The 20,185-nt window shown below is 69.9% G+C and carries 20 protein-coding genes and 1 riboswitch; of the genes, 5 read left to right on the top strand and 15 right to left on the bottom strand.

All coding sequences use genetic code 11. The annotated features are described in order from the left end of the window. Nucleotides 1-4: 4 nt before the first annotated feature. The 8 genes from QP939_RS17040 to dacB all read right to left on the bottom strand — a co-directional run bounded on the left by QP939_RS17040 (nucleotide 5) and on the right by dacB (nucleotide 8,814). Nucleotides 5-820 carry an ESX secretion-associated protein EspG gene (locus tag QP939_RS17040; RefSeq protein ID WP_285457757.1) on the bottom strand — a complete coding sequence of 272 codons (816 nt, stop codon included), beginning with the start codon at nucleotides 818-820 and terminating at the stop codon, nucleotides 5-7. Between the two features lie 264 nt (nucleotides 821-1,084). Beyond that, nucleotides 1,085-1,870 (bottom strand): ESX secretion-associated protein EspG, encoded by a 786-nt coding sequence (locus QP939_RS17035; protein ID WP_285457756.1) that lies wholly within the window; start codon nucleotides 1,868-1,870, stop codon nucleotides 1,085-1,087. 58 nt (nucleotides 1,871-1,928) lie between these two features. Next, on the bottom strand, nucleotides 1,929-3,311 hold the full coding sequence (locus QP939_RS17030) for a hypothetical protein (protein WP_285457755.1): 1,383 nt from the start codon (nucleotides 3,309-3,311) through the stop codon (nucleotides 1,929-1,931). A 22-nt stretch (nucleotides 3,312-3,333) separates the two neighbouring features. Continuing rightward, nucleotides 3,334-3,699: a hypothetical protein gene (locus tag QP939_RS17025; RefSeq protein WP_285457754.1), complete on the bottom strand. Its 366-nt coding sequence runs from the start codon at nucleotides 3,697-3,699 to the stop codon at nucleotides 3,334-3,336. 157 nt (nucleotides 3,700-3,856) lie between these two features. Beyond that, on the bottom strand, nucleotides 3,857-4,408 hold the full coding sequence (gene hpt, locus QP939_RS17020; protein ID WP_285457753.1) for a hypoxanthine phosphoribosyltransferase: 552 nt from the start codon (nucleotides 4,406-4,408) through the stop codon (nucleotides 3,857-3,859). A gap of 3 nt (nucleotides 4,409-4,411) precedes the next feature. After that, a complete protein-coding gene (gene tilS, locus QP939_RS17015) occupies nucleotides 4,412-5,371 on the bottom strand; it encodes a tRNA lysidine(34) synthetase TilS (RefSeq protein WP_285457752.1) in 960 nt (319 codons plus the stop codon). Then, nucleotides 5,368-6,378: a zinc-dependent metalloprotease gene (locus QP939_RS17010; protein ID WP_285459770.1), complete on the bottom strand. Its 1,011-nt coding sequence runs from the start codon at nucleotides 6,376-6,378 to the stop codon at nucleotides 5,368-5,370. Before QP939_RS17010 ends, tilS begins: the two co-directional genes overlap by 4 nt. A 102-nt stretch (nucleotides 6,379-6,480) precedes the next feature. Then, nucleotides 6,481-8,814 carry a D-alanyl-D-alanine carboxypeptidase/D-alanyl-D-alanine endopeptidase gene (gene dacB / locus QP939_RS17005; protein ID WP_285457751.1) on the bottom strand — a complete coding sequence of 778 codons (2,334 nt, stop codon included), beginning with the start codon at nucleotides 8,812-8,814 and terminating at the stop codon, nucleotides 6,481-6,483. Nucleotides 8,815-8,989: 175 nt separating this feature from the next. On the opposite strand from dacB, the gene QP939_RS17000 reads away from it, so the two are divergent. After that, entirely contained in the window at nucleotides 8,990-9,499 is a 510-nt protein-coding gene (locus QP939_RS17000; protein ID WP_285457750.1) for an inorganic diphosphatase, read from the top strand. A 51-nt stretch (nucleotides 9,500-9,550) separates the two neighbouring features. Here QP939_RS17000 and QP939_RS16995 read toward each other — a convergent pair whose 3' ends face one another. The 7 genes from QP939_RS16995 to QP939_RS16965 all read right to left on the bottom strand — a co-directional run bounded on the left by QP939_RS16995 (nucleotide 9,551) and on the right by QP939_RS16965 (nucleotide 16,060). Next, on the bottom strand, nucleotides 9,551-11,203 hold the full coding sequence (locus tag QP939_RS16995; protein WP_285457749.1) for an MDR family MFS transporter: 1,653 nt from the start codon (nucleotides 11,201-11,203) through the stop codon (nucleotides 9,551-9,553). 162 nt (nucleotides 11,204-11,365) lie between these two features. Continuing rightward, a complete protein-coding gene (glyA, locus tag QP939_RS16990; RefSeq protein WP_285457748.1) occupies nucleotides 11,366-12,634 on the bottom strand; it encodes a serine hydroxymethyltransferase in 1,269 nt (422 codons plus the stop codon). A 21-nt stretch (nucleotides 12,635-12,655) separates the two neighbouring features. Continuing rightward, a riboswitch (ZMP/ZTP riboswitch) is annotated at nucleotides 12,656-12,740 on the bottom strand. A gap of 131 nt (nucleotides 12,741-12,871) precedes the next feature. Beyond that, a complete protein-coding gene (locus QP939_RS16985; RefSeq protein ID WP_285457747.1) occupies nucleotides 12,872-13,150 on the bottom strand; it encodes a hypothetical protein in 279 nt (92 codons plus the stop codon). A 1-nt stretch (nucleotide 13,151) separates the two neighbouring features. Beyond that, nucleotides 13,152-13,580 carry a 50S ribosomal protein L11 gene (gene rplK / locus QP939_RS16980; RefSeq protein WP_285457746.1) on the bottom strand — a complete coding sequence of 143 codons (429 nt, stop codon included), beginning with the start codon at nucleotides 13,578-13,580 and terminating at the stop codon, nucleotides 13,152-13,154. Between the two features lie 33 nt (nucleotides 13,581-13,613). Next, on the bottom strand, nucleotides 13,614-14,132 hold the full coding sequence (locus QP939_RS16975; protein ID WP_285457745.1) for a gamma carbonic anhydrase family protein: 519 nt from the start codon (nucleotides 14,130-14,132) through the stop codon (nucleotides 13,614-13,616). A 28-nt stretch (nucleotides 14,133-14,160) separates the two neighbouring features. Next, the gene (locus QP939_RS16970) at nucleotides 14,161-15,366 is read right to left on the bottom strand and encodes a M14 family metallopeptidase (protein WP_285459769.1); all 1,206 of its coding nucleotides are present in this window, start codon (nucleotides 15,364-15,366) and stop codon (nucleotides 14,161-14,163) included. A 106-nt stretch (nucleotides 15,367-15,472) separates the two neighbouring features. Then, entirely contained in the window at nucleotides 15,473-16,060 is a 588-nt protein-coding gene (locus QP939_RS16965) for a TetR/AcrR family transcriptional regulator (RefSeq protein ID WP_285457744.1), read from the bottom strand. A 123-nt stretch (nucleotides 16,061-16,183) separates the two neighbouring features. Between QP939_RS16965 and QP939_RS16960 the strand changes: the two genes are divergently transcribed. From QP939_RS16960 to QP939_RS51820, 4 genes are all read left to right on the top strand, one after another. Beyond that, the gene (locus tag QP939_RS16960; protein ID WP_285457743.1) at nucleotides 16,184-16,639 is read left to right on the top strand and encodes a GreA/GreB family elongation factor; all 456 of its coding nucleotides are present in this window, start codon (nucleotides 16,184-16,186) and stop codon (nucleotides 16,637-16,639) included. A gap of 850 nt (nucleotides 16,640-17,489) precedes the next feature. Next, nucleotides 17,490-18,563: a hypothetical protein gene (locus QP939_RS16955; protein ID WP_285457742.1), complete on the top strand. Its 1,074-nt coding sequence runs from the start codon at nucleotides 17,490-17,492 to the stop codon at nucleotides 18,561-18,563. Next, nucleotides 18,560-19,684, top strand: a complete 1,125-nt coding sequence (locus tag QP939_RS16950; protein WP_285457741.1) for a DNA cytosine methyltransferase — start codon at nucleotides 18,560-18,562, stop codon at nucleotides 19,682-19,684. Before QP939_RS16955 ends, QP939_RS16950 begins: the two co-directional genes overlap by 4 nt. A gap of 2 nt (nucleotides 19,685-19,686) precedes the next feature. Next, complete coding sequence (locus QP939_RS51820; RefSeq protein ID WP_352251585.1) at nucleotides 19,687-20,184, top strand: very short patch repair endonuclease; 498 nt, start codon at nucleotides 19,687-19,689, stop codon at nucleotides 20,182-20,184. Nucleotide 20,185 lies beyond the last annotated feature (1 nt).

The following is a 20,185-nucleotide window of genomic DNA, read 5'->3' as shown; positions in this document are numbered from 1 at the left end:
CACGCTAGCGCGTGCCGTCCGACACACTGCTCACCATCTCGCCCAGCCGGGTGCGCAGCGTCGCCGGGTCGGCCGGGGCGACGGTGACCCACTCGCGGCCGTCCGTACCAGCGCGGGAGAGGCTCAAGTAGCGCCCGGTCGCGGTGTCGAACCAGGCCAGCACGCGGGACCGCTGCTTGGCCCCGACCTGCGAACGGCTGTTCGCGGCCAGCTGACCGCCCCGCTGCCGCGGCTGCCCGGAGATGCGCCCGTACGCTTCGCGCGGGTCGACCGTCGCGCGTTCGCTCAACGGCGTCCGACGCGACCGGCCGCGTTCCTCGCCCGGGTTCGACGGGAGGGACACGGGCACCCGGATCGGGGCGGTCCGCAGGGCGTCGTCCAGCGGAAGTGTGACCGACGCCTCGCTCCCACGCGGCCCCGCGGGCAGGATCCCGACGACGGCGGAGACGAGACCGTCCGGCGGGACGTCCCCCAGCCAGATCCCGTCGGCGTCCTGGACCGCGAGCACGCCCTTGGTGTCGTCCGCGGCCGCGAGCACGCCGACGGTGGGTGCTTCGAACTGCGGGATGTGCAGCGCGTCGATGGTCAGCGGGGCGAAGGCGAGCAGGTGCAGGGCGTCCTCGATCGGCGGCTCGAGCCTGCCGCGCGGGTCGCGGATGCCGCGGGCCTTCAGCTCGGCGTCCACGCGGTGGCGCAGGGAGACGCGCTCGTCTTCGGTCGCGCCGTGCGAGCGGACCAGCAGCGGGTACGGCAGCTCGCCGACCTGCGCCGCCTCCCACAGGAAGTCGAACGCCAGCGGCGAGAAGAACTCTTGCATCACTACTCTCCCGGATCGGATTCTCGCTCAGCGTAGCCCGCACCACCGACAGAACGGGATGGTTCCCGGTCGGCGATGGCGCACGTTCGAAGACGCCGAGCCCGATCCTGGCAGACGGCCGCCAGGCCCCGGTCTGCGAGGCGGGGCGGCGAGGTCGCCTGGCCCGAGCGCGCTGAAGGGGACGTTCGTCTCATCTGATGCGGTGAAGGGCCCTTTCGTCCCATCACATGACAGGAAAGGGCCCTTCAGCCCGCCTTGCCGCGGGGGTCAGACCGTGCTGGTCGTCGCCGCTCCCGCGAGCATCTCGCCCAGGCGGTGGCGCAGCGTTGCCGCGTCCGCCGGGGCGATCGTGATCCAGTCTCGGCCGTCGCGACCACGACTTGCTTGCGTGAAGTAGCGGCCGCTCTCGGTGTCGAACCAGCTCAGGACCGGGGTTCGGGTTCGGCCGCCCATACGGCTTCGGGCGTTCGCGCCGATCTGGCCGCCGCGCAGCCTCGGCTGGGCGTGCAGCCTGGCCAAAGCCTTGCGGTCCTCCTCCGCGCCCGCGCGCTCTTCGCCGTTGCCTCGGCGCTGCAGGAAGTCGACGCCGTGCGTGCCGACCAGCTGGTCCAGCGGCACCGTGATCGACTTCTCCTTGCCGCGCGGGGCCCCCGGCAGCAGCGAGACGATCGCGCTCGCCAGGCCGTCCGCCGGGCACGGCTGCAGGTGCAGGCCGCGCGTGTCCTGGACCGCCAGCAGCCCCTGGCCGCCCAGTACGCCCGCCACCGCCAGCAGCGGCTCGGCGTCCGGGGCGATCAGCTGGACGGCGTCCAGGCTCAGCTCCGGCTGCGCCAGCACGCCGAAGTAGTCCTCGATGTGCGGTTCCGGACGGCCGCGGCCGTCGGCGAGACCGCGTGCGTTGAGCCCTTCCAGCGTGCGACGGCGGAGCAGCGACCGCTCGTCGACGGTCGCGCCGTGCGAACGCACGCGCAACGGGTACGGCAGCTCGCCCAGCCCGGCGGCCTCCCACAGGAAGTCCACCTCGACCGGGGTGAGCAGCTCCGCGTTCGGCATCGAGCCACCCCCAAGAGAAACCGGGCCGGGCACACTCGAGGTGCCCGGCCCGAAAGGATCAGCGGTCTTCGTCGTCCTCGGACCACGCGCCGATGACCGGCGGCGGGGTCGCCTGGTTCGCGCCGAAGGCCGCGTCCGGGTCCGCCTCGATGAGGAACGACGCGTGCGTGTGCTCCTCGTCCTGCTCGCCCTGCGCACCGTGCGGAGCCATCCCGCCGCCCATGCCCGGGGTCATCGGCGGCGGGGTCTGGCCACCGATCGTGCCCTGCGCCGAGACGACGCCCTGCTGCGGCGCCTGAGCCGACGCCGCGCTCTGCGCCTGGCCTTCGGCCGAAGCCAGGTTCGTGTCGTTCTCCGCCTTCGAGCCCGACTTGTTGCCCGAGCCCAGCGCGCGGGAGGCCAGCGCGCCGAGGCCGCCCGCCACCCCACCGATGCCGAGGCCCATGCCGATCTTGCTCAGCGGGCTGCCGGAACCGGACGGCCCGTGACCCGGGGCGACCGCGCCCGTGCCGCTACCCGTGCCCGCGGCCGTGCCGCCCGGCGCGTCGCCGCCGAGGACCGCCGCGTCGTGGCCGAACGCGCCGCCGTGCGCCGCGTTCGGGCCGAGGCCCGCGTGCTGCGCGTCGAACGCGCCGCCGCCGTTGCCGCCGAAGCCCGCGCCGCTGGCGGCGAACACCGCGCCGCCCGCGCCGGACAGGCCTTCGACCGGGCCCGTGCTGCCGATCGTGTTGACCGCGTTGAACGACACCGAGTTGTGCGACGCCGTCGGCTTCATGCCCAGCGACTCCGGGCCGAAGCTCGGGGTCGAGCTGTCGACCTCGCTCATCGCCTTCGTGTAGGCGTTGAAGAACGCGACCTGCTGCGCCTTGACGTCGTTCGCCGCGTCGGCCTGCGCCTTCTGGTCGGCGATCAGCGCCGCCGGGCCGCCCGCCAGCGCGGCCGCCATGGCCTGCTTCGGGTCGTAGTCCTTCGGGGCCGGCATCTTCTTGACCTCGGCGGCCGCCGCGGCCTGCCGGGCGAGCCGGTCGGACATCGTGTGCGCGGCCTCGGACGCCTGCGAGCCGGAGTTGGCGATGGCCACCAGCGCGCCCTGCGCACCCGCGGCGCCCTGGCCGACCCAGGCGTTGCCCAGCTCGGCGATCGCGTTGTACAGGTGGTCGGACGCCTGCTTCAGCTCGGTGCCGTGGTGCGCCCACGCGTGCCCGGTCGCCTCGGCCGTGCCGGGGTCGTTGTTGTTGACCGCGCCGTTGTACAGCTGCTGGCTCGCCTGCGCGTTCCAGTTCGGCGGGTTGGCGATCGCGCGGTCGTCGCCCATGTCGAAGCCGTCGGAACGGCCGCGGGCGCTCTCGACGATGTTCTGCGACGCCGAGTTGTCGCCGAGCGGGACGAGCGAGCCCGGGTCGGTCGTCGTCGACGGCTGGTCGCCGTGGTTCGGAGCCATGACTTCAGATCCCCCTCAGGACTCAGGCGTTGCGGAACGGGTCGGCCGCGGCGTTGTCGATCTCGTGGTACCGGGACATCGCCGTGACGATGCCCTCCTCGGCGGCCGAGTACTGGTCGAGCAGGTTCTGCAGGGCGGCGGCGTAGGAGTCGTTCCCGCCGTCCGCGCGCTGCACGAACTTCGCGGCCATCGCGTTGCCGACCGGGTTGTCGCCGAGCTTCGGCGGCTGAGCGAGCGTGCCCGCGCCGGCCAGGAGCGCTTCGACGGCGTCCTTGCCCGTGCGGATCTTGTTCAGCACGGCTTGCGCGGCGTCGGGGTCGATCCCGACCTGACCCGCCGCGGCCGCGGCCTTGAAGGCGTTCGCGTCGGCAGCGCTGCTGTTCCCCATCTGAGCTCTCTCCCGTTCCCCCGACCCGGTCACCGCGGGCACGAATGGTCTTCGCATAGGTTAACGCACGTGATCAGAGCGTATGACGCAATCTCGGACCGCGGGGTTCCGCAGATCCGGTAGTTGCGGTGAACGGTCGGTGAACTCCGCCGGTGCACTACGAGGTGTAGACCTTCGGGTCCAGCGTCCCGATGTAGGGCAGGTCCCGGTAGCGCTCGGCGTAGTCGAGGCCGTAGCCGACGACGAACTCGTTGGGGATGTCGAACCCGATGTACTTCACCGGGACGTCCACCTTCACCGCCTCCGGCTTGCGCAGCAGCGAAACGACCTCGAGCGACGCCGGGTTGCGGCTCGCGAGGTTCTTCAGCAGCCACGACAGCGTCAGGCCGGAGTCGACGATGTCCTCGACGATCAGCACGTCCCGGCCCGCGATGTCGCGGTCGAGGTCCTTGAGGATCCGCACGACGCCAGACGACGACGTCGACGATCCGTACGAGGAGACGGCCATGAACTCCAGCTGCGTCGGCAGCGGCAGCGCGCGGGCGAAGTCGGTCATGAACATGACCGCGCCCTTCAGGACGCCCACCAGCAGGAGTTCTCCCTGCCCGTTGGCCGGATAGTCGGCGGCGATCTGCTCCGACAGCTCCGCGATCTTGTCCTTGATCTGCTGCTCGGTGACGAGCACGGAGGCGATTTCGCCCTCGTACACGGGTCATTCTCCTCGAGTGGTGGGTTGGGAGGTGATGCAGAGCCTGCCACGGCACCGGCGCGCCTCCAAGTTGCCCGGCAACCACACCCCGCCCTGACCACGCCACCGGGCGACCAGTTCGTCGACCGCGCGCAGGTGCGCGTCGGTGAGCTCACGCACGCCCGATGCCAGCAGCCACCTGCGGAGAACCCGCCTGCGGAGGGCCGCGGGTTCGGTCGAAAGGACGTCCACATCCAGCCCTTCGGGGCCGCCCGCGCGGGTGAAGATCGTGTCCGCCAATGTGTCCAGTGCCTCACTGTCCTCACGCAGCTGCGCGGCCGTGCGGGCGAGTGCGCCGGCGACGCCGCCGTTGAGGACGTCTTCCAGGAGCGGCAGGACTTCGGTGCGCAGCCGGACGCGGGTGAAGCGCGGTTCGGCGTTGTGCGGGTCCTCCCAGGGCTCGACGCCGAGCTCGGCGCAGGCGGCCCGGGTGGTCGCGCGCGGGACGGCGAGCAGCGGACGGCCCCACGGCGGGTCGTGCGGCCGCATCCCGGCGAGGCTCCGCGGGCCGGAGCCGCGGCCCAGCCCGAGCAGGACGGTCTCGGCCTGGTCGTCGAGGGTGTGCCCGAGCAGGACGAGGTCGTGCCCGGCGAGCGCGCGGTAGCGGGCCTTGCGCGCGGCGGCTTCGGGGCCGCCGGGGCCGGTGACGTCGACCCGGCGGACCTCGGCCGCGTCGACGCCCAGCGACTCGGCCGCGGCGGCCGCGTCCCGGGCGATCTTCGCCGAACCGTCCTGCAGGCCGTGGTCGACGACCAGCGCGCGGACGCGGTGGCCGCGGTGGTGCCCGACGTACGCGGTGGCTTCGGCCAGCGCGAGCGAGTCGGCGCCGCCGGAAACCGCGACGCACAGCTCGGGCGGCGCCTCGATCGTCTCCAGGAACGCCCGGACGGCCCGGCGGACGGCCGCGACCGCCTGCCCGGTCATCCGTGCAGGCGCCGGACCCACGCGGCCGGGTCGGCGATCTCCGCGCGCGACGGCAGGGTGTTCGGCGACCGCCAGACGGCGTTGAAACCCTCCATGCCGACGGCGTCCACGACGTGCTTCGTGAACTTCGCGCCCTCTTCGTACTGACGGATCTTCGCGTCGACGCCGAGCAACGCGCGCAGCAGCCGGTCGAAGACGCCGCCGCCCTTGCGCCGGGTCGTGAAGCGCGCGCGGATCGTGTCGACGCTCGGGACGACCTGCGGGCCGACGGCGTCCATCACGTAGTCGGCGTGGCCCTCCAGCAGCGTCGAGAGCGCCAGCAGCCGGTCGAACACCGCGCGTTCCTTCGGCGACTGGAGCAGCTCGGCGAGGTTCAGCTTCGGGCCCTGCTTGATCGCCTCGGGCAGTCGGCCGACCAGGTCGGCGAGGCTGTCGGTGCCGCCGCCGGCCAGTCCGGCGACGAGCCGCTCGACCTCGTCGGCGAAGTAGTCGCGCAGCCACTTGACCGCGGTGAACTGCAGCCGGTGGGTGCATTCGTGCAGGCAGACCCAGAGCCGGAAGTCGTGGCCGGGGACGTCCATCGCCTGCTCGGCGGCGACGACGTTCGGCGCGACCAGCAGCAGCCTGCCTTCGCGGTCCGGGCCGCCGAAGGGGTCGTACTGGCCGAGCACGCGGCTGGCCAGGAACGCGAGCACCAGCCCGGTCTGCACCCCGGCGCCACCGGCGAGGATCGGCCCGAACGGCCCGCCCTGCTGCGGCAGCGCACGCCCGGTCAGCGCGTCCAGCCCGGCCGCGGCCGAGCGCACCCAGCCCGGGCGGTCGACGACCTCGCCGGGCAGCAGCGGCAGGTCGAGGCCCAGGTTCGTCAGCTGCCGGACGTGCCCCTCGGCTTCGACGGTCAGCTCACGCAGATCGGTGACGGCCGCGTCGGCCACTTCGCGCGGGACTTGCGGGCCGCCGCGCACGAGCAGCGCGCCCGTCTGCGCGGCGAGCGCCCAGTCGACCATGGGCCGGGTCTCGGTTTCCTGACTCACCCTTCCGACGCTACCTGGCCGCGCCGGGTTTCCGGCCACGATCTCCGCACGCTTCGCACACGGACCGGCACGCGGCTAGGAGCAGCCGCACTTGCGGAGGCTCGTCGCCAGCACGTCGAGGGCGTCCCGGCCCGCGTCGGTGTCCGAGCCGTTCGACATGAACGCGAACACCAGCACCCGGCCGTCCTGGTCCAAGACCAGCCCGGCCAGCGTGTTGACGCCGGTCAGCGTGCCCGTCTTCGCGCGGACCCAGCCGCGGCCCGCCTGGGAGTTCGGCTTGTCGAACCGCTCGTCCGCCAGCGTGCCCGAGCCGCCCGCCACCGGGAGGCCCGCCAGGACGGGGCGCAGCTTGGCCGTGCCCGGGTTCTTGCCCTCCGGGGCCGCCGCGGCCGCGAGGACCTGTGTCAGCAGCTTCGCCGGGATGCGGTTGAGCGAGGAGATGCCGCTGCCGTCCGACAGCTCGAGGCCCGAGACGTCGAAGCCGTGGTCCTTCAGCACCTTGATCGTCGCCTTCGCGCCGCCCGCGTAGCTGGCCTCCTCGCCGTTCGCGAGCGCGACCTGCCGCGCGACCGCCTCCGCGAGGACGTCGTCGGACAGCTCCATCAGGTCCGACACCAGCTCGGTCAGCGGGGCCGACTTGACCTCGGCGAGCACCTTCGCTTCCTTGGCCGCCGTCGCCTGGCCACCCGGCGAGGCGCCCAGTTTCGAGGCGATCGACGCCGCGAGCGCGCTGCCCGCGTTCGCGGTGCGCTGCGAGTTGTTGTCCTTCGGGCTGAGGCGGCCGCCGTCGGCCATCACGGGCGCCATCTGCGTCGCGTACGTCGACGGCGCGTCACCCGCCTCCCAGCCCGGCGCAGTCGTCGGCCCCTTGAACAGGGACAGGTCGACCTGCACCTTCTTCACCCCCGGCGCGGCCTTCTTGACCTGCGCGACGAGGTCGTCGACGTGCGCGGCACCCGGGTACAGCGGCGAGTCCGTGCCCAGCGGCAGGTTGGTGAGCGTCGTGTCGCCGCCGCCGACCAGCACCACCGTGCCCGGGTCCGCGCCCTGGACGATCTTCGTCGACAGGCGCAGGTTGTGGTCCAGCGACAGCAACGCGGCGGCCGAGGTGAGCACCTTCGTCGTCGACGCGGGCGTCACCGGCGTCGCCGAGCCGCGGTCCCACAGCACGCTGCCGGTCACCGGGTCGACCACGCTGCCGGTGAGCTGCCCGAGCGCGCCGTTGCCCGCGGCGGCGGCCAGCGCGGACTTGACGCCGTCCGCGCTCGGCGCCTGCCCGGCGGCGTTCGGTCCCGGCAGCTGGCGCGTGGCGGCGGCGGGCTCGGGGCTGTCGCCCTTCGGCGCGTTCGGCGCCCACGGCAAGCCGAGGCGGTTCGACACCTTCGGCATCGCCGCGGCGACCCCGCCCCCGGCCAGCACCAGCAGGACGACCACGACGAGCGCGATCAGCTTGCCCTTGCGCCGCTTCTTCGGCGGCTCCTCGGCGGCCGGCGCCGGGCTGGGCGGCTCCTGACGCGGCGGCTCGGCGGGCGGCTCGGTCCGCGGCGGCTCGGTCCGGGGCTGCGGCTGCTGCTGGAAGACGCCGGGGAACTGCGTCGGCCGCTCGATCCCGACGGTCGCCTCGGCGTCGAACCGCTGCCCGTCCGGCTCGATCCGCTGCGGGCGCGCGAGCGACCCGGCGGACGCCGACGGCACCACCCCGCGCGGCGGCTCCGGTGGCAACGGCGGACGGCGGTCCTCGGCGGGCCGGTTGTCGTGCACCTCGATCCGCTGCGCCCACGGCTGCGGCTCTTCCAGCCGCTGCCGCTGGGCGTCGTCGAGCATCTGATGGGCCTCGTCGCGGCGCTGCGCGTCCAGGCGCTTCAGCTGCTCTTCGCGGCGTTGCTGCTCCTGACGCCACTGCTGGAGCTCTTCCCGCCACGGCTGCGTCTCGGACTGCTGGGGCTCCTCGGCGCGGTCCCGCTGCTCGCCGGGCCACACGCCGCGCTCGACCGGCACGATCGGCGTCTCCTGACGGGTCGCCTCCTCGGCCCGCTCCACCTGGATGTACTGCGTGCTCTCGGCGGGCTTCGGCTGCTCGACCCGGATGTACTGGGTGCCCTCCTCGGCGGGCTGCGGCGGCTTCGGCTCGCGGCTGCCGAGGCGGTCGGCGAGGTCCTGCTTCGCCGGGGTCGGCGGCGGTGGCGGCTCCTCCTCGGGCGCGTTCAGCCCCGGGACCGGCTCGGGCGGCACGTTCGGCGCGAACCACGACCCCTTCGGGGCTTCACTGCCTGTGACCTTGGGCACGCCCGCGTCGCCCGCACCGCTCTCCGGCGGGGACGGCAGCGACATCGGAGTGGTCTTCCGCGCCCCGGACGACGAGCGGTCTTCGTCCGACGAAGGCCACATCGGCTGGTCGTTTTCCGGCACCCACCACTCCTTCTCACCTGCCCCGGAAGGGGCCAAGCTCACATGCCTCCGGGCCGACATCGATGCGACCCGGCGGCAGGGCGTAGTCCACACTAGGAGACGTCAAGACAGTCATGAAGGTTGCCGCCCGCGACGCGTGGGCACGCCGTATCTACGAAGAAGCAGCGAGGACGCCGTGGAGTTCGACGTCACGATCGAAATCCCCAAAGGGGAGCGCAACAAGTACGAGGTCGACCACAAGACCGGCCGCATCAAGCTGGACCGGACCCTGTTCACGGCCACGCAGTACCCGGCCGACTACGGCTTCATCGACGACACCCTCGGCCAGGACGGCGACCCGCTCGACGTGCTCGTCCTCGTGCAGGAGCCGACGTTCCCGGGCTGCCTGATCCGCTGCCGCGCGATCGGCATGTTCCGGATGACCGACGAGAAGGGCCCGGACGACAAGGTCCTCGCGGTCCCGACGAACGACCCGCGCCTGGAGCACCTGCGCGACATTCACCACCTGAACGAGTTCCACAAGCTGGAGATCCAGCACTTCTTCGAGGTCTACAAGGACCTCGAGCCGGGCAAGAGCGTCGAGGGCTCGACCTGGGTCGGCCGCACCGAGGCCGAGAACGAGATCGCCCGCTCGTACGAGCGCGAGACCGACCGCCTGGCCAAGGAAGAAGCCAACGGTCACTGACCTGCGAAAAGGCCCCCTCGGAAGTTTCCCGAGGGGGCCTTTTTCACGCGGTCAGTGCGCCAGTGCGAGGGCGGGAGCGTCCGCCTCGGCCTCCGCGCGCTGCTCCATCGCCGACTTGTCCGAGAGCGGCTTCTCCTTGAGGAACCACACCAGCGCGAAGCCGACGGTCAGCACGATCCCGCCGACCAGGAACACCGTGCTCATCGACTCGGCGAAGCCCTGCAGGATCGGCCGGGCCAGCGTCGGGTCGAGCGTGGACAGGAACGACGTGTCGTTGACGTCCAGGCCGCTCTGCATCTGCTTCGCGAACTCCGGGTGCTGCGCCAGCGCCGACGTGTAGGCCGGCGTGGTCATCGCCGAGCGGATGGCGTTCGCGATCCGGTCGCCGACCGTGCCGAACAGGATCGACAGGAACACCGCAGTGCCCGCCGTGCCGCCGATCTGCCGGAAGAACGTCGCCGCCGAGGTGGCGACGCCGATGTCCTGCGGGCGGACGTCGTTGGTCGCGGCCAGCACCAGCGTCTGCATCGAGGCGCCGAGGCCGAGGCCGATCACGAAGGCGATGATCATGACCAGCGCGAGCGAGCTGTCGACGGTGATGGTCGAGAGCGCGAACAGCGCCGCCGCCATCAGGCCGATCCCGGCCACCGCGAACATCTTGTAGCGCCCGGTCTTGGAGATGAGCCGTCCGCTGGTCAGGCTCGCGGACATGATGCCCAGCGTCAGCGGGAGCATCTGCAGGCCCGCCTGGGTCGGCGTCGCGCCCTTGACGATCTGCAGGTACAGCGGCAGCGACATCATCGCGCCGAACATCCCGGCGCCCTGCACGACGGTGACGAGCGTCGACATCCGGAACACCGGACGGCGGAACAGGCGCAGCGGCAGCAGGGCGGCGTCGCCCATCCGGCGTTCGATCCAGACGAAGGCGGTCACGCCGAGCGCGCCGACGACGTACATGGCGATCGAGGCGGCGGAGCCCCAGCCCCACTCACGGCCCTGCTCGGCGACGATCAGCAGCGGCACCAGGCCGGTGGCCAGCGCGACGGCACCCCAGTAGTCGACCTTCTGGTCCACGCGGGTGTGCGGGAGGTTCAGCACCTTGGTGACGACGACCAGCGCGGCGAGCGCGATCGGGACGTTGACCAGGAAGACCCAGCGCCAGCCGGTGATGCCGGCGAAGGTGTCGATGCCGGCGAAGAACCCGCCGACGACCGGGCCGGCGACGCTCGAGATGCCGAACACGGCCATGAAGTAGCCCTGGTACTTGCTGCGCTCACGCGGCGCGGTGATGTCGGTGATGATCGCCAGCGCGAGGGACATCAGGCCACCGGCACCGAGGCCCTGGAAGGCGCGGAACGCGGCGAGCTCGTACATCGACGTCGCCATGCCGCTGGCCAGCGAACCGACCAGGAACAGGGAGATCGCCGTCAGGTACATGGGCTTGCGGCCGTAGAGGTCGGACAGCTTGCCGTACAGCGGCGTCGAGAGCGTCGCGGTGATGAGGTACGCGGTGGTGGCCCAGGCCTGCAGGGACAGGCCGTGGAGCTCGTCGGCGATGGTGCGCATCGACGACGACACGATCGTCTGGTCGAGCGCCGCGAGGAACATGCCGAGCATCAGCCCGGACAGGACGGTCAGGATCTGGCGGTGGGTCAGTTTGCCGTTCGTAGCGGCTGCTCCTTCCGCCGTGGTGGTGTCGCTCATGGTGGTCTCCCTCAGCCTTCGCGTAGTTGCTTGTACCTGTCAACTACTTGTCTCGGCCAAGTATTCCCACAGAGCTTGCATCGTGCAACCAAATTTCCGGGTGACCCCGGACACGCCGAGGGCGGCACTTTCACGTGAAAGTGCCGCCCTCGGGGAGGTGGGTCAGGCGGAGTAGCCGGGGATGGGGAACGGTGCCAGGAACTCGCGGATCTCCGCGGCGATCGTGTCCAACGCGGCCTCGTCGGACGCCGCCGCCGCGGTGATCGTGCGGTCGATCCACGCCGCCACCTGGACCTGGTGCTCCGGCCGGAGGCCGCGCGTGGTGATCGCGGACGTGCCGAGCCGGATGCCGGACGGGTCGAACGGCTTGCGCGGGTCGAACGGCACCGTGTTGTAGTTCAGCTCGATGCCCGCGCGGTCCAGCGCCTGGGCGGCCGGCTTGCCCGCGACGCCCTTGTTGGTCAGGTCGATCAGCAGCAGGTGGTTGTCCGTGCCGCCGGACACGAGGTCGTAGCCGCAGGCGAGCAAGGCGTCGGCCAGCGCGCGGGCGTTCGCGACGATCCGGTGCGCGTACTCGCTGAACGACGGCTGCTGCGCCTCCCCGAGCGCGACGGCGATCGCCGCGGTCGTGTGGTTGTGCGGGCCGCCCTGCAGCCCCGGGAACACCGCCTTGTCGACGGCCTTCGCGTGGTCGGCGTCGGACAGGATCATCGCGCCACGCGGGCCGCGCAGCGTCTTGTGCGTCGTCGTCGTGATGACCTGCGCGTGCCCGACCGGCGACGGGTGCGCGCCACCCGCGACCAGGCCGGCGATGTGCGCGATGTCGGCGACGAGCACCGCGTCCACCTCGCGCGCGATCTCGGCGAACGCCGGGAAGTCGATGATGCGCGGGATCGCCGTGCCACCGGCGAAGATCAGCTTCGGCCGGTGCTGGCGGGCGAGGTCGCGGACCTGGTCGAGGTCGACGCGGCCGGTCTCCTTCGCCACGCCGTAGCGCACCGGGTTGAACCACTTGCCGGTCGCGGAGACGCTCCAGCCGTGCGTAAGGTGGCCGCCGTCCGGCAGCGCCATGCCCAGCACGGTGTCGCCCGGCTTCGCGAACGCCAGGTACACGGCCAGGTTCGCGGGGGAACCGGAGTACGGCTGGACGTTCGCGTGGTCGGCGCCGAACACCGCCTTCGCGCGGTCGATGGCCAGCTGCTCGACCTGGTCGATGAACTGCTGGCCCTCGTAGTAGCGCTTGCCCGCGTAGCCCTCGGAGTACTTGTTGGTGAGCACGCTGCCGGTCGCCTCGAGCACGGCCTGCGAGACGTAGTTCTCCGACGCGATCAGGCGGATCTTGTCGTGCTGGCGCTTCGCCTCGTCTTCCACGAGCCCGGCGATCGCGGGGTCGGCGGCGGCGAGTGCGTTCAGTTTCGGCTGGTGTGTCATGGCGTACTCCGGCTCTGGAGTGGCCTTCACCCAGGCGCGCGGTGCCGGCCTCGTAGTCGCTTCCCGGTGGTGCTCCACCTCGATGGCGCCAGTCGCTGCTGCGCGTAAGAGCCTAGTCCACCGCACTCGAAGACCGGCGGTGTTCGGCGCACCACTTGCGGGTGCAGCCGGACGTGCGGTCGCAGAACGGCAGGCCACAGGTGGCGCAGCGCTTCACCCGCCGCCACCCGCCGACGGTCACGACTCGGCCAGCCCCGCGGCGCCCGCCGCCAGCTCGCCGGCCTCCGCGCGCGGGGTCACGTAGACGATCCGCCACGCGGCACCGGTGTCGACGAGCCGCGGCCGCGCCCCGGCCTCCGCCAGCACGGCGTTGAGGCGGCGCGCGGCCGCGTGCTCGTCGGGCAGCTGCGCGACGATGGCGCACAACTGCGGATTTCCCTTGCGCAGCAGGTGTTCCGCCACCCCGAGCTCGGGGTCCAGCGCGTGGAACGGCGGCACGACCGCGTGCTTGCGCACGTCAGTCGACGACCACGACGCCCATGGACCGGGCGGTGCCGGCGATCGTGCGCATCGCCGCGTCGACGTCGGAGGTGTTGAGGTCCGGCAGCTTCCGCTCGGCGATCTCGCGCAGCTGGTCCTTCGTCAGCTTGCCCGCGACCTCGTGGCCCGGCCGCGCGGAACCCTTGTCCCCCAACGCCTTCTTGATCAGGAACGACGTCGGCGGCGTCTTCAGCCGCAGGTCGAACGAGCGGTCCTCGAACACCGAGACGACCACGGGCACGATGTCGCCGCGCTGGGCCGCCGTCGCCGCGTCGTAGGCCTTCTTGATCTCGACGAGGTTGACCCCGGTCTGCCCCAGCATCTTGCCGAGGTCGACGACCGGGGCGTTGCCCGCGGTGAGTTCCAGGGTGACCTGGTGGGTGAGTTTCTTCGTCTTCGGAGCCATGCCCCGAAGCTAGAGTCTCCAGTTACTGGAGAGTCAAACCGGCTTTGTGCCGACCCGGTGCCGGCGCGCCAGCTCCTGGTAGATCGCCGCGTTGTGCTCGACCCACATCCGCGCCGAGTCGGTCAGGGGCACGAACTTCTTCGCCGGGCTGCCCATCGCGATGACCTCCTCCGGCACCTCCGTCGACGGCGTGACCGTCGCTCCGGCCGCGACCAGCGCCCGCGCGCCGATCTTCGCCTTGTCGAGCACCGTCGAGCCGTTGCCGATCAGCGCCTGCTCCCCGATCGTGCAGTCGTGCACCAGGCACTGGTGGCCCACGGTGACGTTCTTGCCGACCTCGCAGACGCCGTCGTTGACGTGGATCACCGAGTTGTCCTGGATGTTGGCGCCCTCCCGGATGACGATCCGGCCGAAGTCGGCCCGGATCACCGCGCCGAACCAGATCGAGGCGTCCTTCTCGACGACGACGTCGCCGATGAGCGTGGCGGTGGGGGCGATCCAGGCGTCCGGGTGGACCTGCGGGCTGAGCCCTTCGAACGAGAACAGAGGCATGCCCAGACCCTAAACCGCCCCCGCGCGCTCAGCCGGTGATAGCCGCGTTGATGATGATGTCGACGGCCTGGTCGTTGCGGGTCGTCTGCGGCACGATCTGCGTGTCACGCGGGTAGAAACCGGGGCTGCTGCCCTTCGGGTACATCTCGAAGGTGAAGCTCCAGATCTTGTGCTGCGCCCACATCCAGTCGTTGACGCTGCCGTCGGTGATGTAGAGGTCGCTGGACTGCTGCGGCGTGTAGCCGTTGGTCGCGGCCATCTGCTTGCCGAGCGTCTGGAACTTCTGCGCGTCGGCCGCGGTCAGGCCGGGCGCGGTGTCGGCGTAGGTGTAGCCGAACGGCCAGAGGACCAGCTCGGAGTAGGTGTGGAAGTCGATGTGCGTCTTGATCTGCTGGACGCCGCCGACCACCCGCGAGTTCACCCAGTTCGAGACGGCGCGGGTCTCGGGCGCGGAGAACGCCGCCGTGCCGCGGTAGGTCTCGCTCGACGGCGAGCTCGACGAGCCGCCGCAGCAGCCCCACTTGTAGCCCCAGTTGCGGTTGGGGTCGGTGCCGCTGCCCTGGCGGTTCTTGCGCCAGCTGTGGAAGGTGCCGCCGGAGATGTCGTACTCGGCGCCGTCCGGATTGACGCTCGGGATCACCCAGATCTCAGTGCTGTCGACGAGCCGCTTGACCGCGCTGTTCGTCGCGTATTCGCTGGTCAGACGCTGCACGATGCGCAGGCACATCTCGACGGTCAGGTGCTCGCGGGCGTGCTGGTTGCAGGTGAAGAGGACCTCGGGCTCGTTCTCGTCGGTGCCCGCGTTGTCGCTGATCTTGATCAGGGAAAGAGCACGGCCTTCGTACGAGTTGCCGGCGCTGCTCAGCTTCGCGAGCGACGGGTAGTTCGCGACGGTCTTCTGCAGCTCCGTTTGCGTCTCGGCGTAGGTGTGGTAGCCGGTGTAGCCGGCCGGGAAGTCCTCGACGGTCTCGGTGCCCTGCGGCCGGTTCACCTTGCCCAGCGCCTTGACGCCGAAGCCGAGCGCGCGCAGCTGGGCCGCTTCGCCCGGGTTCGCGATGACGGTGGTCGTCGCGCCTTCGGTGTCGAGGATGTCGGCGCCGGTCCGGGCGACCTCGGTCCGCTGCTGGGCCGAGCCGGTGCCGGTGACCTCGTAGACCTGCGGGCCGTCGGGCTGGGCGGCACCGGCCTGGCCGCCGGTGGTGAGCACCAAGAGGACGGCCGCGGCCGCCGCCATGCACGTTCGTGTGCGCATCACGTCTCCTGCTCTCGGGGGTGCCTCGACCTTGGCCGGAGCCGGACGTTTCGCACAATCCGGAGCAGTACGGATCTTTTGGGTGTTGCTAGCCGTAGTTGGCGAAGCAGAGCGCCTCGATGTCGGCACGCAGCGTGGCGAACGGACGCGGGCGCACCCGCTGCTGGACGACGGTGCCCAGCAGGTACGACAGCAGCGCGCGGGCCCGCGCCCGCGGGTCGTCGACGTCGAGCGGGGCGAGGAGCTCGGCGAGCAGCTCGGTGAGCGACGTGAGCATGACGTCGATGGCCTGCGGGTGCTGCGCGCGCCCGGCGGCGATCCAGTACTCGAACCAGAGGAACGCGGCGTTCGGGTTGGCGGCGAAGACGCTCAGATATTCCTCGAGGACGGCGAAGAGCCGCTCGCGGGGTTCGTCGTGCTTCGCGGCGACTTCGCGCAAGCCCGCGGCGAAGGCGGTGATGTGCGCGGCCATGGCCCGGTCGATGAGGACGTCGATGTCGGCGAAGTAGTAGTGGATGGCGCTCTTGGTGAGCGGTCCGGCGTCGGCGATGGCCCGGACGGTGCAGCCGGCGAGCCCGTCGCGCGCGAGGACGACGCGGGCGGCTTCGACGATCTGTTCCTGCTTGGCCAGCTGGTTGGGAGAGAGCCGGTCGCTGCGACCGGGGACTGCGCTCACGGTGATTCTCGTTACCTTCTTCCTGGACGGCAGCCCCGAATCCTAGGGCAGACGTCCTGCGGGCGGCTTCCGGGTGAAAAACCGGATTGGCCACCCCGGTCCGTGCGGCGGACAATGCGCGACATGGTGATCTCAGGGGACAAGGGCCTCAGCCCGGCGGCGCGCAGCCAGCTGGAGAAGGAAATCGCGAACCTGCGCGCGCAGCGGGAGGCCCTCGCGCCGCAACCCGGCGAGCAGGAGCGCACGGGCGACGCGGCGGACCAGGCGGACGTGATCGACCGGGCCGAAGCGGCGGCCCGGCTGGACCGCCAGATCGCCGACCTGGCGGCCAAGATGGAGCACGGAGGCTACGGAAACGCCCAGCTCCCGGACGGCACGGTGGTGTCCCTCCGGTTCGCCGACGGAGACGAAGAAACGTTCCAGGTGGTAACGGTCCCAGGCGAGGACGCGGACGCGATCACCTCGGACAGCCCCCTGGGTCTAGCCCTGGTAGGGGCAAAGGCGGGCGACGAGATCACGTACCGAACGCCCCGAGGCGACGCAAAGGCAACGGTGGTGAAGCTGACCCCACCGAAGTAAGAAGCCAAACGACGAAGGCCCCCAGCCTCGGCCGGGGGCCTTCGCCATGAACTTGACCCATAAGGGTGGTTCTACAAAACAAAAACCGCACCCACACACCCAACGCAACCACGACGGGGGGCCGGGGGCGGAGCCCACCGGGCGGGGTGCGGGGCGGAGCCCCGCAAGATACGCGAGACAAGAAAACGGCCCCTGCCCTCGAGGGGCAGGGGCCATCAACCTTGTCGAGCCGCCTGGGGGAATCGAACCCCCGACCTATTCATTACGAGCGCAATTCGTCGCTTGTTGACCTTGGTCGCAGGACTCTGACCTGCAGCGCATCGTCTACTAACGTCCGCACACGTCCACGCTTAGCCACCCCGATTGTCATCCACTTAGCCACCCACCTCAGACCAAAGAGGCTGGAACATCGCTAGGTGGAGTACGCCTCCACTCCCCGGTGTTTCAGCCTCTTTTCGCTGCTCAGCGACTAGAGAGACATAGTAGTAGAGTGGAAAACCCTTACCTCCCAACGCTGTCACTCAACTGTCACAGCTTAAACCGCAGGTCAGACGAGGTTAAGTGACAGAGCGACAGGTGTGACACCTCGAACACCTACCACCTGTCACACTCGGCCGACGGTCGCCACAGAGCTGCGACACACACCTCGGAGCCGTCGGGCGGATCGTCGGCCTTAGCCGGGCGCGAGGCTCAGCTGGAGCCCCGGGCAGGCAAGGCGCCAGACACACGCAAAGATGGGAGGGTGCCGGAATACGTAGCTGATCGCGCTTACGCTCGGGTGTATAACACGCCCACCCGGACAGAGCTTCACAGGTTCCTCACCGAAGCTGTCGATAGGTCACGCGCTCGGGTGCTGTACGCGAGCGACCCGAAGCGCAGCCCTGTCTACTTGGGGATCCAGACTCCAGCCGACGAACGCGTCGGCGTGCTCGTGTACCCGTTTACGGCGAACCACCGGTTGATCAAGAATCGGCCAGCTGACGAGCACCGGATGCAGATTCGCTACGGCGGTGAAGCGTCCTGGAAGGACGACCACCCACTCGGCCGGGACATCGCCGGCATCGACACGACGCTCATCGTCGGCATCCACCTCGAGGCAGGCCTGTTGATCGGCCTGGACCCGTCGCTGTACGACCCGCTGCCCATGGGCATCTCGATCGAGTTCAAGGAAGCAAACGTCTCAGCGGCCGACGCCAGCGGGTGGCACGTTTTCGAACGCGACAACATCACCGGCCGCAAGCGTGCGAACCCGCGCGCGGCCAGCGGCCTCGAGACCGTGGTCATGTTCAAGCCGGACCGGCTTCTCGACTACGTCAGGCTTGAACGCACGGCGTCTGACTTCGCGCTTGACCCCGCTCTTCGCTTCGTCGCCGCGAACGAAGCCGCGAGCCCCCGACCAGACTCTGACCACACCTTTACGTCAACCCATGACCTGGAAACTCAGTTTGAGATGACCAGCTCCGAGATCTTGACGATGATCAGCAAGGCCAACCGGCTCAGCACAGCCGTCAAGGGTGGCGTTGCTGAGTTCCACCTCGGTAAGCAGCTCACTTCCGACAACACCTCGATCGCGAGAGTCGTACCGCTTGACAAGGACGGCTTGCACGACTTCGACGTCACGATGGCCACGGGCGAGCACGTGCGGGTCGAGTGCAAGAACGCTTCTCCTAAGAAGTACGCCAACGGTGACATCAAGGTCGAAGTCCAGAAGACGCGTGCCACGCAGAACGACCCCGCAGGCCGGCTTTACCGCATCGACCAGTTCGATGTCGTGGCAGCCTGTCTGAAGGGGCCGACCGGGAGCTGGAGCTTCCGCTACCGTCGAACTTCCCTCCTCGCCGAGGACCAACGGCACCCAGGTAGGATCGCCCCACTTCAGCGGGTGACCGACGACTGGGCGACCACTCTAAAGGGGGCGCTGTGAGCAAGAACATCAGCGTGGCAACCCCAGACTGTCGGGGGCTCGTGGCATCGTCTCAGGATGTGGCTCCAGAACGTGGTGTAGCGATCTCGTTGTTCTCCGGCGCTGGCGGCCTCGACCTGGGCGCTGAGCAAGCTGGCTATCGGGTACATGCTGCCGTCGAGTACAACAACGACGCTGCAGACACGATGGAGAAGAACTTTCCGGACCTTAGGTCCCCGGTCATACGGCAGAACATCCTCGAGGTGCCCTCCGCTGAGATACGCGAGGCCGCTGGCCTGGGTCAGAAGGAGCAACCTGAGCTTCTCATCGGCGGCCCTCCGTGCACCCCGTTCAGCAAGTCGAGTTTCTGGCTCGATTGGAAACGCGAAGGCCTCGATCCGAATGCCTCGCTGCTGCAGGAGTACACGCGGGTTCTGCGGGACCTGAAGCCGCGGTACTTCGTCCTCGAGAACGTGTATGCCCTCACGTACAACAACCGGCAGAGCAGGCCTCACTTCAACCGCTTGCTTCACGAGATCGAGGAGTACGGATACGACTGCAACTGGGAGGTCCTGAACGCAGCCAACTTCGGCGTACCGCAGGCTCGCCCCAGGCTAGTGATCGTCGGAGCCCCGAAGGGCTCTCGTACGCCGGCCTTACCCAAACCAACCCACGGCGGCCGGTGGGAACGCCAGGATGTCGGTAAGTCCGACTCCCCTCACGTCACGGCTGGCGAGGCACTCGAAGGGCTTCATACCGTGCCTGAACCGGCCGACACGGTCGCTGGCCAGTATGGGCACCTGCTGCCAGGCATCCCTCCGGGTGGCAACTATCTGCACTACACGGCCGAACGCGGACACCCTGACCCACTGTTCAAGTGGCGAAGCCGTTACTGGTCGTTTCTGCTCAAGCTCGACCCAGCGAAACCCGCTCCGACCATCCAGGCGCAGCCTGGGCCCTACGTGGGTCCTTTCCACTGGGAGAACCGGCGACTTCGTGTTGCCGAGCTGAAGCGGCTCTTCACTTTTCCTGACAACTTCGAACTTGTGGGCTCACGAAACTCGATTCAAGCGCAGCTGGGCAACTCGGTGCCGCCGCTCCTCGCCAAGACGGTGATCGCAGCGTTGACCGAACAGGGCTGACCTTGGGCTCTGGCTGGACTCCGACGCGTGAAGGGCGGCACCTTCGCGGACGGAAGAAGGTCAACACCGAGCCCGAGATCCTGCTTCGCCGTGCTTTGCACGCAGCGGGCGCGCGGTTCAGACTTCACCGACGCGTCGCGCCGGGTTGTACTCCTGACATCGTCTTGCCCCGGCACGGAATCGCTGTCTTCGTCGATGGCGACTACTGGCACTCCTGTCCGGCCCACGGCAGGAAGACACCGTTCACGGGGCCGAACGCTGAGCTTTGGGAACAGAAGATGCGTCGAAACCGGGAGCGGGACGCACGATCGACCTCGCTGGCGCAGGAGCAGGGTTGGACTGTGGTTCGCGTATGGGAATGCGCAATTCGCGCTGACCCAGGCGGCGCAGCACGAGCGGTTCTCGATGGGAAGCCACCTGGTCCTGCAGCTACCACGTGCAGAAAAGGTGTACCCACTCGCAACAAGATGGCCGCAGATGTCACACACCGTAGCGCATAGT

Origin of the sequence: Amycolatopsis nalaikhensis, from assembly GCF_030264295.1 — a bacterium.
GTDB classification, from domain to species: domain Bacteria; phylum Actinomycetota; class Actinomycetes; order Mycobacteriales; family Pseudonocardiaceae; genus Amycolatopsis; species Amycolatopsis nalaikhensis.
This window is presented reverse-complemented; position numbering and strand designations above follow the sequence as displayed.